Source organism: Streptomyces sp. NPDC001292 (assembly GCF_042896465.1).
In the GTDB taxonomy this organism is placed as follows: domain Bacteria; phylum Actinomycetota; class Actinomycetes; order Streptomycetales; family Streptomycetaceae; genus Streptomyces.
Genome location: NZ_JBIAXG010000015.1, coordinates 64085 through 79531, shown reverse-complemented (window position 1 = coordinate 79531; position 15447 = coordinate 64085). Strand labels below are relative to the sequence as shown.

Below are 15447 nucleotides of genomic sequence, written 5' to 3'. Positions count from 1 at the left end.
CACGAGCCGTGCAACATAGCGCGGGATCGCCGGTTGGCCAAACCGGCGATCCCGCGCACCATAGATAGTCCACCGCCACCCACTGCCCGGACGTCGAAAGGCACCGCCCACGACCGCAGACACGACACAAAGCGCAGCCCGTCAGGTGACGTGCAGCGGTATCCGTTCACGCCGCCGCGTAGCTCGCCTGGAACAATTCCTGCGCCCGCTCCACGTCCCTCGGCGTACGGAGCTGCACCTCCAGATCGCCCGTCCCGTGGTGACCGAGCCCGGACACCCCGGTGCTCGCGGTGGCTACTCCCCGGACGACCTCACTTTGCCCCTGCACTGGGGTCTACGGCAGTGATCCCAGCGAGATGCTCTGCATACTGGGCCGAACCAGCTGGTTGGTGGCGTACTTGGGCGAGCGCGCCCTGCTGCATTTTCTCCTGGCCATCGCCGAGCACGTAGGTCGGCGCGTCGAGTCGTACGCCGGCGACCCGGCGAACACGCCGTTCAAGCTCGCCATCGGCGCCCGCCGCTCCCTCACCGATCTCGGCACCGTCCGCACCCGCTGGCTGCACGCCACCGCAACGACACCCCCGCCATGAACACACCCCGCGTCCACCACCTGGCCGGCGCGCCGACCGCTCCGGCCCCCGCAGCGCGCGAGCACCCTGGTAAGCACGCCGCACGAGCTGGTGGTCGGGCCCGAAGGCCACGGCCACCAGCAGCCACTGCTTGAGCCGGTTGCAGAGCCGATCGCCCAGCAATCTCAGGACAAGGTCCGTTTTCGGGGTGTGTTCACGGACGTGGAATGCGAGTGGTCGACGTGGCAGTCCACCGACCCGGACTCGCCGGGCCGGATCGACGCCTACTGCATCCTCGTGTACGGCCTGATCCCCGAGGCCAACCAAGGCGCCATCGTCCACGCCCCGCGGCCCCACAGCCCAGCGGCCGGCCGGGAGGCCCGGCGCCGGCGTACGGGCGCCGTATCGGCTAATAGCTCGTAACCCGATCATGATCGGGCCTTCTTCAGCCGTCTCCAGTGTGGCCAGGGCGGCAGCACCGGTTCGATCAGCGCCCACAAGTTATCGTCCACAATCCACGGCCGAGTGCCCACAGCATCCCGAACGGCAAAATCATCACATCGGTCACACCCGAGCAGAGCGCTTCAACAAGATCGTGTTGCGAGCTTCTAACGACAGACTGAGTCGTTAGCGCTTGAACCCGCCTGTCCATCCTGGCGGTCGGCTGGCACTTGAACCCCTCGTCCCTTGGACGGGGGGTTTTTCGTGTTGGTCGTCTGCTTCTCCGGCTCGTCACCGACCGGCATGCTCAGCTTGTGGTCACAGAGGCCAGCAACACGCGCCCGGGTTGCCTGGCCGGTGTCATAGGTCAGAACGGTCACTTCACGACCCGACAGCGGTTGAACGGCAAGCGCCCTGTCGACGATCTCGTCGTCGTTGATCGGCAACCGCGTGTGCCCAGGCGGGTCAAGCAAGAGTTGCACGGTCACTTCACCGCGTCGTACGCCCGTGTGGCGCTGCACCTCAGCGTCTGCCCTGCGGAGCATGGCGTCTTCGGTGCTCTCCTGAAACAGCCCGTCAAGGATGAACAGCGTGTGTCGCGCCCGCCAACGTACGTGCCTGTCCTTGCTCTCCTTGAGCTGGTCGAGCTCATCCACCACGACCATCGGCACCAGGAGGTGAACGGGATGTTCTGTGACGCTCAGCAGCTCGGCGAAGTCGGTCTCTTCCAACTTCTCGGGGTGGTGGACGTAAAAGCTGCTGTCAGCCACGACCGGCACTCCGCGCAGTTGCCACCGCTGCAACTCTTGACCGAGCGTATGGACGGCGTCCCCGAACGCTTCCGTCCGCTGCCGTAGTTCGGTGAACACCAGTTGGTTCACGAGCCGCTGGGTCGTGCCGATGGTGAAGTTATCCAGCCCGGCGAGCAACTGGTCGTGCCGTTTGGTTAGAACGAGCCGGTCAAGGTCGGCGCTGCTGATGAGCGTGTCCAGCCGGCCAACGGCGTCGACCGCCCAGTCAAGATAAGCCAAGAGCCTCTCGTAGTGCTCACGCGGGCCGCTGGTGAAGAGGTTCGAGACGTTCTGATGCACCTTGCCAAGCGTCTCGTGCAGGTGCTTCCGGTCGACACCGGGCAGTGGGCTTACGAGCATGTCCATACTGTGACACCTCGACGACGGCCGCCGCACGTAGATTCGGCCGACCACTAGGCAGGGACTGGCTGACGGCTGGAGGTGCACGACTTGTGAGCTGCTGTGGGAGTGGGAGGTGCCTGCTCAAGAATGCATTGAAATAGCAGACCGTAACTATCATGGGACATGGTACGAACGTAAAATAGAAATGAGGCGACGATGACGAACCCCGATAAGCGTTGGGAGTCGTACGAGGAGGTAGCCGTCTACCTTTCTCGATCAGATTGCCGAAAAGCTGGGTCTTGAGCGTGTCGAGGACAAGCAGAAGGTCATCGGCGAGCGCTCGGGTACTGAGTGGGAGATCGACGGCAAGGGCGTCAAGGTGGGTGACGAAGGCTTCGTAATCATCGAGTGCCGCCGCTATACCACGAAGAAGCAGACTCAAGGGCAGATGGCGCACTTGGCCTACAGCGTCATCGACACTGGCGCTGCGGGCGGCATCATCGTGAGCCCTCTCGGGCTCCAGGAGGGCGCTACCAAGGTTGCCAACGCCGAGAACATCCGCACCGTCCACATGGACGAGAACAGCACTCGCACCGAGTACATGTTCAGCTTCCTCAACGAGGTGTTCGTGGGTGCGTCCGACACGATGCACATCACGGAGTCGGCGAAGATCACCATCACCCACGCCGATGGCACGCAAGAAACGTTCACGCCCGACGACTGATCGCGACCAGCGTCATCGAACGACCTTGTGCTTCTGGTGGTCGGGCTCCAAACCCGCGCCGGGGGTTGTCGTAAGTCGAGGGCATCAAAGCGCCGCCGCGGTGCGAGGTGGACGAACCGATGTAATCGGTCGCTCCCACGATCAGCTGCGTGCGACCATGCGTCCATGAGCAACGAGGTAGATCAGCCTGGGGACGGTTCCCAGCTGTCTGCGTCTGATCCCTTCGGCTTGGCTCGCGCGTTCCAGCCGCTGACGGACTACTACCGCACCACGATGGCTGAGGCGTTGAGGCCGTTGACCGAGATGGTCATTGCGACGAGCGGCATCGGCGAGGCCATCGGCAAGCGACTGGCCGAAGCGGCGGGCGTGAACGCCATGCTCGGCGAAACCTTCGCACCCCTGCACGAGCACTTCCGAGAGTACTGGGCGGGCGTCTTCGAGGGGCTCGGCTCCTTGAAGGAGCGCATCTACCCGCCAAACCTGCACGACGCTACGCCGACAGTCGATGAGTTCGAGCTGCTGCTTCTTGAAGAGGGCATACCTCTGATGTGGGTTCCTGGCCCGAAGGTCGTTCGCGCTCTCCTGGACGCGCCCGATGCCGTTGTTCGCCGCCAGATCATCGGGCGGCGGTGGAAGGGCATCGTCAACGACTGCGAAGCCGTGATCGCGGATGTTGACCATCCCGACCTACAGGAGTCGCGAAACTTCGCCTTTGACTGTGTGGCTGCACTGCGCGACGGACACAACAACCCGGCCCAGGCGCTCGCTGCCAACTTGCTCGACAGCCTGATGCGCGCCCACTTCGACGAGCCGGACAGGAAGAAGCTCACGTTCAACAAGAAGGGCCGGGCGAAGTTCGACCTGGACGACTACGACATGCGCGTTGCCCTGACGTTCGCCCCGGTCTGGTACGCGCACGCCGAGTACTGGCCGAAGAACGGCGACCCCATTCCGCGCGTGTTCGGCAGGCACCCGAGTGCGCATGGTGTGTCGCGCTCGCAATACTCGCGGATCAATGCGGTCTACGGGCTCATGCTCGTCACGTCGGTGCTGAAGTTCTTCGACGTCGAGTTGGAGCGGTAGCGCCTGCTGCGCCAATCCACACTAGGAAACCCTAGAAGCTCGTAACACGACCTTGTTGAAGTGCTCTGGTCGGGCGTGACCGAAGTGATGATGTGGCCGTTCGGGATGCTGTGAGCACTCGGCCGTGGATCGTGGACGCTGACCTGTGGGCGCTGATCGAACCGCTGCTGCCGCCCTGGCCACAGAAGTCGCCAGGGCCGCGGCCCGTGGCGGACCAACTGTGCCTGCAGGGCGTCCTGTACATCCTCCACAACGACATGGCCTGGCAACTGCTGCCTTTGGAGCTGGGGTTCGGCTCGGGACAAACGTGCTGGCGGCGCCTGGAACGATGGCAGCAGGCCAGGTCTTCGACCAGCTGCACCGCATTCTGCTGGCGGAGCTGAAACGGCCGGCGAACTCGACTGGTCCAGCGCGTGTGTGGATGGCTCCCACATTCGCGCGAAAAATAGGGGGAGCCGACACCGGTCCGTCGCCGGTCGACCGCGGGAAGACGGGCAGCAAGCACCACCTGATCTGCGCCGGACACGGCATGCCGCTCAAGGCCATCACCACCGCGGCCAACGTCAACGACGTCACCCAGACCCTCGCTCTTGTCGACGGCATCCCGCCCGTCGCAGGTCGCCCCGGCCGGCCGCGCCGCCGCCCCGAATCGCTCTTGGGCGACAAGGGCTACGACTGCAACACCCACCGCGAAGAGCTGCTCAAGCGCCGGATCCTGCCGGTCATCTCCCGCAAGGGCACCCTCAACATCAAGGGCCTGGGCAAACTCCGCTACGTGATCGAGCAGACCTTCGCCTTGCTCCACCAGTTCAAACGCCTCGCCGGCCGCCGGGAACGCCGAACCGAACTCCACGACGCCTTCGTCTCGTTGGCCTGTGCCCTTGTCTGCTGGAGACGGCTGAAGAAGGCCCGATCATGATCGTGTTACGAGCTCTAAGCAAGAGGCGGGTCAGCGCTGGCGATGGCGTCGATCCCGGTCAGAGTCTCCCGCCATGCTTCGCGCCATGACTTCCGGCTGAGATCATCGGCCATAGTCACGTCGACGCCCGTATCTGAGTCCAAGGGCCACAACGGGGAGTCGCCGGCTGCGAGGCAGATTCGGGCGAGCAGGCTTCGGCGGACGAGGTCGCGCAACCGTTCTACGGCGTACGCGACCGCTTTCCCATCAGGCAGGCCATCGGGAACAGTCGAGATCTTCCGGACCTCCTGGAGGAGCTTCTTCTCCGTCATGGCGCCGCCATGGACGAGTGCGGATCGGAGCCCGTAGATCACGCCCACGTCTTTGAAGATCTGATCTACTGGGTCAAGGTCGGTGGACAGCAGTGTCGACGCGCGGATCTTCAACCGCAGCGTGACGTCGTCTTTCTCCTTTCCGGACAGCGCTGCTTCGAAAGCGGTCGCCAGGTCGACGATCTGCTCTGACCAGCCGTACGCGTGGAAGGACAGAAGAAATTTCTGGAGGGCCATCCCAAACGAGGTGAATGCCATGCCCGCTCGCGGCTTTTCCGCAGCCGAGAGAAGCCGCCCGAGTCCGTCGACACGGCCGACATCATCCGTGGCGAGGATGATCTCGCGGGCGGCAAGTTGCGTCGGGGATCCGAACCCCGGTCCCGCACCGCGGAAGCGAAGCACGGTGGGCTTGAAGTCTCGGACCGTGTGAGTTGCCCCTTGGAGCTCCGCCATCGACTCGCTGGTGCCAGGCTTCAACAGTCGGACGAGCAACATGAACCGCTCGATCCGCTGTGACAGTGGCTTGGCTAGGTCGAACGGCTTTGCGCCGCTGTCCCGCGCGATGATGACGCTCTCAGGCGGGGCGAAACCGTGCGGCCGGTCTCGACCGTAGGCGCTCGCCGCCCCAGGGATCACTGTCGAGAAGATCCGCTGCAACTCGCGATCATGATCCGCTGCTTCCGAGATCACCGGCTCCACGCGGACGTCGGTGAACTCCACTGGTCGGCCGTCTGCGGTGGTCATATGGGAAACCACTCGGCAGCACGCCACCTCGCACGTATCTGCGCGAACCGCCTGGATCAGGTCACGCAGCGATTGCTCGGCTTCTGGTCCGTCAGGAGAGAACTCCTTCTGCGCACGAGTCAGCCGGGCGATGAACGTCTCTAGGAAGCTGAAGATCAACCCACCAGGGAACTCGCGCTCAAGCAGTGGTCGGCCTGCGTCGAACCGAGGATGAGAAGCGGCAATCGCATCCTCAAGCGCTCGGTACTCAGCCAGCGACATGACGGAGTCCCCGAAGTAGTCGCGTCCGACCTCCAAGTAGGGGTGGAAGGCCGGCGGTGGCACCACCCGCTCCTCCTGAAGCCGAGCCCATGCCGCAGTCAGGAATGCTTGCCCCGTGTCTTGCAGGCGGCTGTCGATGTCCTTCACCCGCCCAGCATGGACGATCGCTCAAGCACGTGCATGGATTACCGCTGATCCACGTACGAGCGCCGGATCGGTCGGCATCAGCGGCTCGATCCGGTCCCACATCGCATCAGAGATCACTAAACCGTCGTCGTCACGATTATAGGGAACGGACTTGCCGACTGGCTCGCATCCCGCTGACAACCTGCACGAACCGCGCAGCGGGATGAGCCCGACAGCACTGCTGCCCCCGACCGAGCTGGTCGGGGGCAGCAGTGCTGTCGGGCGTCGGTCAGCGTTCCGCCGTGGCTTTGGCAAGGGCCTTGTCGAGGTGGCGGGAGACGAGGGCCGGTGCGCCGCAGACGATCAGCAACAGGCTGCCGTCGCGGACCGCGGTCTGCTTGACATGGTGCTCTGTCGTGCGGTGGAGAACGTCAGGAGCTGGCTCCACCGCTCGTCACCGAGGTCGCGAGGCGCGGGCAGCCTCTGCGAGGTCACGTCGACCGGGGTGCCGCGCGTGACCACCTCGTAGGTCGGGCAGTCGGTCATGGCGTCGAAGATCTGCCCGATGCCCTCGGACAACTTGTCCGCGCTGTCGCTCTACAGCTCCCCGGACACCTCGGAGCTGCCGTCGCCGTAAGCGAAGGCCGCCTTCGCCTTGTAGAGGAAGGTGAGCGGGCCGCCGATTGCCGCGTCGCCGCCCAGCTGGCTCCGTGCCGGGTTGCCGATGACGGCGACGTCGTCGTGCCGGGCGGAGCGCTCCAGCTTGCGCAGGTAGCCACTGCCGAGGTCGCGCGGGTCGAGCAGGCGCGGTCTCCAGAGCAGCCGAGGACAGTAGGGCGCCTGTCCGGTCCGGATTGGTCGGCTTCCCGTCGCGGGTGGTGGCGTCGGGCTTGGTGCTGGTGGTGTTGGTGGAGCAGGCGGGCACGGCGAGGAGGGCGGCGGTGATGCCGAGGGCGGTGGTGGCGATGCGAACGCGCATGACGGAACTGACCTCTTGGTGCTGGGCGACGGGTGGTCAGTGCGGGCCGACGGGCCCGGTGGGGTCATAGAGGTGGTGGTCAGTGCCCGAGGTGGCGCAGGCAGTCCTCGAACGTGGCGTGCGTCGCGTCCGCCGGTCCGGAGTTCCGGTTGTACCAGGCGGTGTCGAGGCGGGTCTCCTGCTGCTGGTGACCGGCCCGGCAACGCAGCCAGACCTGGTCGTGAGTGGAGAGGATCAGCCACTCCCGGTACGTTCCGCACTCGGCGCAGAGGACCATCTTGCCGTCCAGGACGAGGGGTTGCTTCCACGGCATCGTCCTGCCGTCGAGCTGGTCGTGGCTGGGCACCCGCAGCTCCGGCGGAAGGAAGTCGTCCACCACTGCGGCCGGCTCGGTACGCTCCTGCCCGGCTGACGGCACCCCGAATCCGGGCGGGACCTGGTCCTGCATGTGTGGGTACAGCTCGGCGAACCGGCGCTGTGCCTCGCTGGGCTGCTTGGTCCGGCGGCGTATTCGATGAAACACCTGGCGTCCTCCCTTGTCTCGTCCTGCTCGCTTCATGATCGTGCCCGAGGCTCCCAGGGGCTTCACAGGTGAGGCGCCCGTCAGCTGGGCCCTCCGGGCGACGGAACGGCGATCTCTTTACTCCCTCGAGCCTTGGGGAGATTTTCACCGCCAAGGCCCCGCTTCCCACGCACAAAGGAACAAACCTGATAGAAGCGCAGTAAAGGGCGCCCAGCCCTCTAGGCAGGGATCCATGACACAGCCGTCGCGCACGATATCGAGGACCGTTCACAGATGCTTGCCCTCGAAGCAACGCCAGCCGAGATCGATGAGCTGGATCAATGTCAGCGCGACGCTCTTGATGCGTGCGTCATCGCAGCAATGGCATTGTGCACCCCCGAGGGGGATGCGCGGGATCGTGCACGCCTCCTGATGGAGTGTCACGGCCGCTACACGCGGTCGTGGGGCGTATTCGGTAAAGCGGCTTCGTTCCCTACCTTCCTGAACCAGTTGCGCTCAGCTCCTGTTGGCGCGCTGCTTCCGGGGCCTGGGTCGTGGTCAGAGATCTGGGACGTGCGTCTGCTGGAGGATGACGGCACCGCCACGACTGCTCTGACACGTCTGATCATGGAAGCCTCCGATCAGGCCCACGAGGTGCCTGGTCTCTCGGCTGATCTGCGGCACCTTCACAGTGTGCTGCGAGCCCTGGGGAAGCTTCCGCCAGGAGCGCGGCTGACTCGCATCGCGGCCGAGGCGGTGCAGCACGCCGTATTTCGTACTTTGCAGCAGGCCGGGTTCGCCGCTTACACCGAAGGCCGCGGGACCTTGGTGAACGAGCCCGTCCTTGGACGGCGTGCCCTGTCTCGCTATGCCCTTCTCGCGGACCTGGGCGTGTATACGGGCATTTCCCCCGTCCGGCAGTTCGCCGGCCAGTGGGCGCCCTGTCCGCTGTGCAAGTGGACCATGAGGGCAACGCCACAAGGCCGCCACGGCGCGGAGTTGGCCTGTGAGGACGAGCGTCATCGCCAACGGGGGGCGCGCTTCAAGATGGAGTCGCACGACGGACAGTGGCGGCTCAAGCCACTGGGTGAGATCCGGGAGATCCCTGAACTCCGCCCTGTCGAAGGGTGGGTCGCTCTGTCGTACGGGCTGTGGCAGTGGATCACGATTCCCGGGTTGCTAGAGATCGACCTGGAGGCGCTCGCTGACGGGGCAGGCGCAGATGTTCGCCTTTGGCCGTTCGGCGACAGCTACGACCTCCACATCACGAAGAGCGGCCTCACCTGGCGCGTCGATGTCAAGACCTGGGCTGACCCACAGGGCATCGCGGAGCAGATGCGCGCGGATCCGGAGGGCTGCTCGGGTCTGATCGTCGTCATCCCCGAGCACCTGCGCGGATACACCGCTGTGCTGAACCGGGTGCTGGGCCCGTTCGGCGCGAGGGTGATCACGGATCTGGATCTCATCGCGGAGGTTCGCGCGGCATGAGCCGGACTCTCGCGGCGGCTCTCGCGCTGGCCGAGCACTACTTTCCGGCAAAGGATGACGAAGGCCGTGCAGTCGTCCGGCTGGAGGATGCCCACGTCCTGATGTCAGGGCAGTTGGCGCATGTGTGGCCCGAGTGGGGCTCACTGACGTACCCCGAGCAGCAGCGCATCGGGCGGCTAGTCGCTCAGAGGTCTCGCGGCGAGGCCGATCTGACGTCGGTGCAACGCCGTGTGCGCAAGTGCTTCGACCAACAGTGGGAAGATCCCGTCTTCCACCGCTACGCCCCAGGGGCCCGAGATGGCTGGCGCATGGTGGAGGTCTACCCGCGCCACGGCCAGGACCCACTGGAGTCGGCGGACCGGCTGCTCGTGCCCACGGACCGGGAGGTCCGGATCCGCGTGGCCAGTGGGGGCGGCTGGGTCGCCACCAGCTCCCGCGGTCCGGTGCAGCTGGCCTTCGAGACCAGTGCCGTGCCCTACAGCCCACCCATCATCACCACGGTCGACGCGACCGGCCCGATCCCCATCAACCCGAACGTACTGAGCTGGCTCACGCGCAAGACCGATGCCGAAATGGGAGGCGATCCGTTCCGGGAGCGTCAGGTGGGGCTCCTGCTGAGCGGCACGATGGGGGGAGGGAAGCTTCCGCAGTCCGCCGTGCTGATGGACCCCGGGCTGATGCGTCATCTGAGCGCACCGACAGGTGTGGGAAAGAATGTGTTCGCTCGCGCCCAGGCCAAGCAGCTGGCCCGGGACGGTTACACAGTCACGCTGCTGGTCAGCGACAACGCTGACGTCTTCGGCGAGGTGGCCACGCTGCGGCAGGAGCTGGCCGCCTTGAGGCTCGATGTGGCGGTGACGCCCTTGATCGCGCCGGGAAGTCGCCACGAATTCACGCTCCAGACCGCGTACAAGGCAGTCGACGAGCGCACTGCCCTCTCCCAGATGCCAGCCGACCTTATGGAACGCCTGGCTGAGTCGGGCTATGGCTGTGCGGTCAGGGCGCAGTTGGAGGGGCGCGACGCCTTCGGTGACGGGCGGGAGCCGTGCAGCAGCCTGCGTCATACGGACCCCGACGGTCCCCGAGGCGCCGCCCTGTGCCCGTTCGTGAACCGGTGTGACAAGTTCTCCCATATCCGGGCCGCCTGCTCGGCCCAGATCATCGTCACGACGCATGCCTGTTTCCAGCGCGGCATGGTGAAGATCCCCGTCATCGTGGACGGCGAACTGCGTCGTCAGGTGAGCGTGCGCGAGACGCTACTGCGTCTCTCCCACCTAGTGATCATTGACGAGGTCGACGCCTACCAGTCCCGTGGCTTCGAATCATCGCAGAGCTTGGTGCTGGCGTCGGTCAGCGAACCGAACACCATGATGCGAAAGATCCGTGACAACCTGCACCGTGCCCCTGAACGGCTGCGACTGGAGGCACGGGGACAGCTGACCCGGGCCGTCTTCCTCTCCGAGCAGCTCTTGGACCTCGCCAGCAGTGGTGAGGTGTGCACGGAGACATATCAGGCGCACGCGTTGGCCTCCGGGCAAGACCCGCGACGGATGCGGCAGGTGCTCCGCGACCGCCGGCGCTGGTATCAGCCGCATCATTGGGACCGCGAACTGCTCGAAAATCTCATCGGCGTGGAGGTCGATGACAGCGCCTCCATCACGCAGATGGACCAGCTGCAGGCCCTGCTGCCACCTGTCGCTGCCCGTCCGGAAGACCGCGTTTCCGCTGCTGTACTGCCGGACCATCTGCGGCAGATCCCCAACGTGCTGGAGCGGATGCTCAGTATCGACGAAGGCGGTCAGTGGGAGCTCGACGAAACCAAGGAGTTGCTGCGCGAGGTCGTGGAGAAGGCCGTCACCAAGCTCGCCAAGCGCCGCGAAGGCAAGAAGAGGGACACGGGTCAGCAGACCCACGAAGCATCACCGCCTCCCGACCAGAAGAGCCGCAGCGAAAAGCGCCAGGAGCTGCCCGCCCCGGTCCTCGCCGCTGGGGTCTTCCACGCGGTGATGATGAAGGCATGGCTGAGCGCGTTGAACCACACTGTGTTCGATCTCGCCGACCGGGCCGGTGAACTGGCTGGTCACGGCATCGACGCCGCCTCCACCCTGGCCGATGCGGTCGGGCACCGCGACACCGGCAACATCGTTCCCTTCGGACCGCTGGGACAGCAGATCAGCGGCTTCCGGTTCGAGGGCCTGGACGACCCCACTGCAAAGCCCCGCCTGCTCATGGAGGTGTTGCGCGGCGACCCGCACACCGAGACCGCCTATCTTGGCGACATCGTGTCGCTGGCCCTCGCCGGCCACCGCAGGGTCATCCTGGGCATGTCAGCAACCGGATATCTGCCCCGGGCAGCCCGGACACACCTGCTGGCCGAGCCGCTGTGGACGATGCCCGACGCGCAGCAGGGCGGCCTCACCATCTTCCGCAGCACCCCCCTCGTCGACCAGCGCACCCTGGCGGTGGGCAGCACTCCCTACCGCGAACGCGCCCAACGCGTCGCCGCTCTGGCCAGCGGATACGCGCCTGCCCTCATCGCAGACCTGGCACGCTTGGCCGCCGACCCGGCCACCACACATCGCGCCCGGGCTCTGATCGCCGTCAACTCCTATGCACAGGCGCGGTTGTTCGCCGCCGCCTTGTATGAAGCCGCGCTGGCCTTGGGCCGCAAGCTGAAGATCTGCGTCGCCACACCCGACAAGGAGAACCCCGACTTGCCGCCGGTGCCCGACGCGGTCAGCCTGGTCACCCGCGACCAGTTCTCGCAGCTCGCCGACCGCGGCGGGGAGGTCCTCATCTCACCGCTGCCGCGCACCGAGCGGGGCCTGAACATCCTGACCACGGCGCCGTCGGGCAAGCGGGAGTCGGCGATCACCCTGATCGGACTCGCCATTCGCCCGGTCATGCCCGTGGACGAACCACCCGTCCTGGCCGCCAGCATCGCGTCCTGCGCTTGGCGTTCCACACCCCGTACAGGCTCTCCTGCAGCCCGCCTCGCCGCGGTCCGCAAGACGGCCCGGCAGCGTCTGTGGGCCATCCTCGCGGCCCCCAAGCGGTTCACCGCCCTGCCCGACGATCTCCGCAGTGAGCTGATCGCCACCCTGCTCGGGCAGTGCATCCAACTGGCCGGGCGGGGCAGACGGGGCCAGACCCACGTCGAACTGCACTTCATCGACGGTGCCTTCCACGACACCACCTGGGGCAGCGACCTGCCCACCCTGGTGCGCGACCTGTACACGAGCTACACCGCCACGGAACTGGCCGGCACCGGCCGCACCTACGGGTACACCGCCGAGGAGTTCCTCGACTACGCCCAGGCCCCCCATCTGCGCGCCGGCCTGCGGAGCGGATACCCCGACCACTTCGGAGTTGCCGCATGAACCCATGTCCCCCCGGCGGCGAGACCCGCAAGCGCGCCGGCCTCCTGCAATACCGCACCGACGCCGATGTCCTGGGCGCCGTATATGCCTACCGTCCCGACTACACGGCCTTTGGTCTCTGGTGCGACCTGTGCAGCGCCTACAAGGAACGCTTCGGCGACAAAAAGAAGGACGTGCAGCCTCCGTACCGCTCGCTGGAGACCATCCTGCGGGCTGTTCTCGGTGACTGGGCGCGCTGGGACGTCAGCGACAGGCATGCGCAGCTGATCACCGGCGCAGAGATGACAGCCGAGGACCGCCGTGACGTCTTCCTGTACTGGGGCGAGGCGATCTTCCCTGACGGGCGCGGCAGGCAGCTCGCCCTGCAGTTGGCCGAGCTGATCGCCCAAGCACTGCCGCTGCCCTACCCCGACCTCCCACGCCCGGTGGCCGGACGACGCACCCTGAGCTGGTGGCCTGGCGAACTCGCCCGCTGGCGCCTGGCCCAGGACCTGGCCCGCATCGACTGGAAGCTCGGCGCCAAGGATCCGATCCGCTTCATGCTGTGCACCGACGGCACACTCGCTGCCATCGGCCACGAGCTGCCCAGTGCCCCCGATTCCCAGGGAAGAATCCGCCGCCTCCTGCCCCGCATCAAGATCGGCACGGCAGCCACAGGACACTCTTCACGCCACGCAGTCACCATCAATGCAGTCGCCACGCTGCTGGCCAACCGGTGGTACGGCGTCGCTACGGTCCTGCTCTCCAACCCCGAGCAGCCGCTCGCGGTTGCCGCTCACACCGACGGCCCTGCGTGGAAGCGCCGCTTGAACGTGCCCGCTGTCGCCGCCAGCCGACGGCTTGCCGGCCTATCCCGGCTGAGCCGACGTGTCCCGCCCTTCCCCGAGACGCTGGACGAACAGGCCATCGCGCCCGATGCCGAGCTGGGCGCGGTGCGGGCCGTCGCCCCCAAGAGCGTCGTCACGCCCGGCCTCGGGCGCGGCCACGGGATGGAGATGTTCCGCCGGATCGAGGAGCACATCGACGAACACTGCGAGCGCTACCGATCCCGCAGCCCACTGTATGTGGAGGTGCCGGACCTCCCCGTTCCCCCGGGCAAGACCGGCATCCGTATCAGCGGCCCGATCCTTCCCCAAGACCTGCCCGCCGCCATGGACGCTGCCCAGCTCGACACGGTCCTGGTCGCGGTGCTGTGGCACACGGATGAGGTTCGCGCCCGCCTCCAACGCGAGATCGCCCGGCAGTGGAACCTCGGGGTTGACTTCGTCGCGCCGGAACACACCGTCGTGACCGATGTGATCCCGGGCCGGGTGCACCTGCTGTTTCTGGAGGACAAGGCCGGCGCGCTCACGCACGGCCCTGCATCCTCAGCACACCGCCAGCAGCAGCTCGAGGCCCTCCTGGCTCCGCATCGCACGCCAGGGCTGACTATCGCGGCCCTGTGCGAGACCCAATGGGACCCCGACCGCAAGTTCGCCACTCCGGAGGAGAAGAAACAGGCTGAGGCCGAAGACGGCAAGTGGCCTTCGAAAGCCGCGCTGGCCCGCATGGGCATCACATCGCAGTACATCAAGCAGGCCCCTGCCCCCGTCCCCACGCACAAGAAGAACGGCGAGCCCTGCTCCCCCAAGTACATCGAGAAGGCCACCGCAGCACGGGAGTCGGGCCTCGCCAATTCAACCGAGAACTCGCTGCGCGACATGCTCCGCGGCCTCGGCCTCGCCGACCACCGCCTCGGCGCCGCCTTCGGCTCGCTGCCGCTGCACCCTTGGTGGCACATCGGTATCCACGTACGACGCCACAACCAGACACGCCGGTACGGCCAGCGCAACACCAAGCCCGCCCCCATCACCATCACGCTCACCGCCATCCGCCCCATCGGCGGCACCAGCGAACCATGGACCATGTGGGCCTACTCACCCGTCACCTCCCAATGGGCCCCCTACCTCCAAACCCGCCTCGCCGTGCACGCCACTGAACTCGGAGTCGACGTCGCTGACTTCGAAACCGTCGGCGCCGAGAGCCACCAAGCATCCGCCGCGGCACAGATCACCGAGGCCGCTCTGCTGGCAGCCCGAACCCAACTGCCCCTGCCTGGCCCCATGGTGATCTACGTCAACGGCGACACCTCCGAGTACATCTGGGCCGGCCTTCGCGACGAGAACATCGGTCAGCAGCCCCCCAGCGACCTCCCACGACCAGCCTCGTGGCTGCCCGGGCACGGCCTTCCGCGGGCGCAGCGCCCCATGGCAGTAGTGCGCGCGATCACAGACCTGGAACGCATCGGCCGCCCCACCGGCGCCTACGTCTACGGCAAGGACGGTCAATGGCGTCGCACCAGCACCACCAACAGTCCGTTCCAGCTTGCCTCGGACGACGGTGCCACTTACCTGCCCGACTTCCTCCTCATCAACGTCCCACGCACATATGCCGCTGGGCCCAGCGGCCGTTTCGGAGGTGAATACACCCGGCTAGACCCCCAGGCGAAGGCACGCCAAGGAAAGAACGGATACGCCCACACCGCAGTACGCCTCACCGTCATCGACGCGGCAGAGACAGCTGATGCAGATCTCATCGGCAAAGTCGGGGTCGTGTTCACCAACCAAGGCGTCAGTTGGGATGGTCGACAGACCGAGCCCACACCTCTTCGTCTGGCAAGGCAGATCGACAAAGACCACCCCTACTGGCGACGCAGCTGCGAGGAGACGGAGCTGCAGCCTCCAGAAAGCATTGCGTCCGGCGACCACCCGTGAACAGCGAGTTTCACGTGCGGACGAGATTCCCCTG

The 15447-nt window shown here is 66.1% G+C and carries 12 protein-coding genes and 2 pseudogenes; 9 read left to right on the top strand and 5 right to left on the bottom strand.

The genetic code is table 11. From position 1 onward, the window contains the following. Nucleotides 1-166 precede the first annotated feature (166 nt). Nucleotides 167-277: pseudogene (locus tag ACFY4A_RS17950) on the bottom strand (transporter); the annotation flags it as partial. Between the two features lie 79 nt (nucleotides 278-356). Here ACFY4A_RS17950 and ACFY4A_RS17945 point away from each other — a divergent pair. Both ACFY4A_RS17945 and ACFY4A_RS17940 read left to right on the top strand, forming a co-directional pair. After that, nucleotides 357-590 (top strand): hypothetical protein, encoded by a 234-nt coding sequence (locus ACFY4A_RS17945; protein WP_390830380.1) that lies wholly within the window; start codon nucleotides 357-359, stop codon nucleotides 588-590. Between the two features lie 189 nt (nucleotides 591-779). Beyond that, nucleotides 780-992, top strand: coding sequence for a hypothetical protein (locus tag ACFY4A_RS17940; protein WP_390830379.1), 213 nt, complete (start codon nucleotides 780-782; stop codon nucleotides 990-992). 185 nt (nucleotides 993-1177) lie between these two features. On the opposite strand, the gene ACFY4A_RS17935 is transcribed toward ACFY4A_RS17940, so the two are convergent. Then, entirely contained in the window at nucleotides 1178-2167 is a 990-nt protein-coding gene (locus tag ACFY4A_RS17935) for a PIN domain-containing protein (protein WP_390830378.1), read from the bottom strand. A gap of 256 nt (nucleotides 2168-2423) precedes the next feature. Between ACFY4A_RS17935 and ACFY4A_RS17930 the strand changes: the two genes are divergently transcribed. The 4 genes from ACFY4A_RS17930 to ACFY4A_RS17915 all read left to right on the top strand — a co-directional run bounded on the left by ACFY4A_RS17930 (nucleotide 2424) and on the right by ACFY4A_RS17915 (nucleotide 4869). After that, entirely contained in the window at nucleotides 2424-2867 is a 444-nt protein-coding gene (locus tag ACFY4A_RS17930; protein ID WP_390830446.1) for a hypothetical protein, read from the top strand. A 165-nt stretch (nucleotides 2868-3032) separates the two neighbouring features. Further along, nucleotides 3033-3950: a hypothetical protein gene (locus ACFY4A_RS17925; RefSeq protein WP_390830377.1), complete on the top strand. Its 918-nt coding sequence runs from the start codon at nucleotides 3033-3035 to the stop codon at nucleotides 3948-3950. A 92-nt stretch (nucleotides 3951-4042) separates the two neighbouring features. Continuing rightward, on the top strand, nucleotides 4043-4333 hold the full coding sequence (locus ACFY4A_RS17920; RefSeq protein ID WP_390830376.1) for a transposase: 291 nt from the start codon (nucleotides 4043-4045) through the stop codon (nucleotides 4331-4333). Then, on the top strand, nucleotides 4279-4869 hold the full coding sequence (locus tag ACFY4A_RS17915; RefSeq protein ID WP_390830375.1) for an IS5 family transposase: 591 nt from the start codon (nucleotides 4279-4281) through the stop codon (nucleotides 4867-4869). Before ACFY4A_RS17920 ends, ACFY4A_RS17915 begins: the two co-directional genes overlap by 55 nt. A gap of 14 nt (nucleotides 4870-4883) precedes the next feature. On the opposite strand, the gene ACFY4A_RS17910 is transcribed toward ACFY4A_RS17915, so the two are convergent. The 3 genes and pseudogenes from ACFY4A_RS17910 to ACFY4A_RS17900 all read right to left on the bottom strand — a co-directional run bounded on the left by ACFY4A_RS17910 (nucleotide 4884) and on the right by ACFY4A_RS17900 (nucleotide 7813). Beyond that, entirely contained in the window at nucleotides 4884-6332 is a 1449-nt protein-coding gene (locus ACFY4A_RS17910) for a hypothetical protein (protein WP_390830374.1), read from the bottom strand. A gap of 268 nt (nucleotides 6333-6600) precedes the next feature. Then, nucleotides 6601-7290: pseudogene (locus tag ACFY4A_RS17905) on the bottom strand (hypothetical protein). A gap of 79 nt (nucleotides 7291-7369) precedes the next feature. Next, complete coding sequence (locus tag ACFY4A_RS17900; protein WP_390830373.1) at nucleotides 7370-7813, bottom strand: hypothetical protein; 444 nt, start codon at nucleotides 7811-7813, stop codon at nucleotides 7370-7372. A gap of 273 nt (nucleotides 7814-8086) precedes the next feature. Here ACFY4A_RS17900 and ACFY4A_RS17895 point away from each other — a divergent pair, with 273 nt between their 5' ends. From ACFY4A_RS17895 to ACFY4A_RS17885, 3 genes are read left to right on the top strand one after another with little or no spacing between them, the layout of a single operon-like run. Then, complete coding sequence (locus ACFY4A_RS17895) at nucleotides 8087-9280, top strand: hypothetical protein (RefSeq protein ID WP_390830372.1); 1194 nt, start codon at nucleotides 8087-8089, stop codon at nucleotides 9278-9280. Further along, complete coding sequence (locus tag ACFY4A_RS17890) at nucleotides 9277-12660, top strand: hypothetical protein (RefSeq protein ID WP_390830371.1); 3384 nt, start codon at nucleotides 9277-9279, stop codon at nucleotides 12658-12660. The genes ACFY4A_RS17895 and ACFY4A_RS17890 overlap by 4 nt, the downstream gene beginning before the upstream one ends. After that, entirely contained in the window at nucleotides 12657-15413 is a 2757-nt protein-coding gene (locus ACFY4A_RS17885; RefSeq protein WP_390830370.1) for an RNaseH domain-containing protein, read from the top strand. Before ACFY4A_RS17890 ends, ACFY4A_RS17885 begins: the two co-directional genes overlap by 4 nt. Nucleotides 15414-15447 lie beyond the last annotated feature (34 nt).

What these genes read in the sequence shown, in the direction of transcription:
- ACFY4A_RS17935 (WP_390830378.1), bottom strand. Translation starts at nt 2,167, where the DNA reads ATGGACATGCTCGTAAGCCCACTGCCCGGTGTCGACCGGAAGCACCTG.
- ACFY4A_RS17915 (WP_390830375.1), top strand. Translation starts at nt 4,279, where the DNA reads ATGGCAGCAGGCCAGGTCTTCGACCAGCTGCACCGCATTCTGCTGGCG.
- ACFY4A_RS17890 (WP_390830371.1), top strand. Translation starts at nt 9,277, where the DNA reads ATGAGCCGGACTCTCGCGGCGGCTCTCGCGCTGGCCGAGCACTACTTT.
- ACFY4A_RS17885 (WP_390830370.1), top strand. Translation starts at nt 12,657, where the DNA reads ATGAACCCATGTCCCCCCGGCGGCGAGACCCGCAAGCGCGCCGGCCTC.
- ACFY4A_RS17895 (WP_390830372.1), top strand. Translation starts at nt 8,087, where the DNA reads ATGCTTGCCCTCGAAGCAACGCCAGCCGAGATCGATGAGCTGGATCAA.
- ACFY4A_RS17925 (WP_390830377.1), top strand. Translation starts at nt 3,033, where the DNA reads ATGAGCAACGAGGTAGATCAGCCTGGGGACGGTTCCCAGCTGTCTGCG.
- ACFY4A_RS17945 (WP_390830380.1), top strand. Translation starts at nt 357, where the DNA reads ATGCTCTGCATACTGGGCCGAACCAGCTGGTTGGTGGCGTACTTGGGC.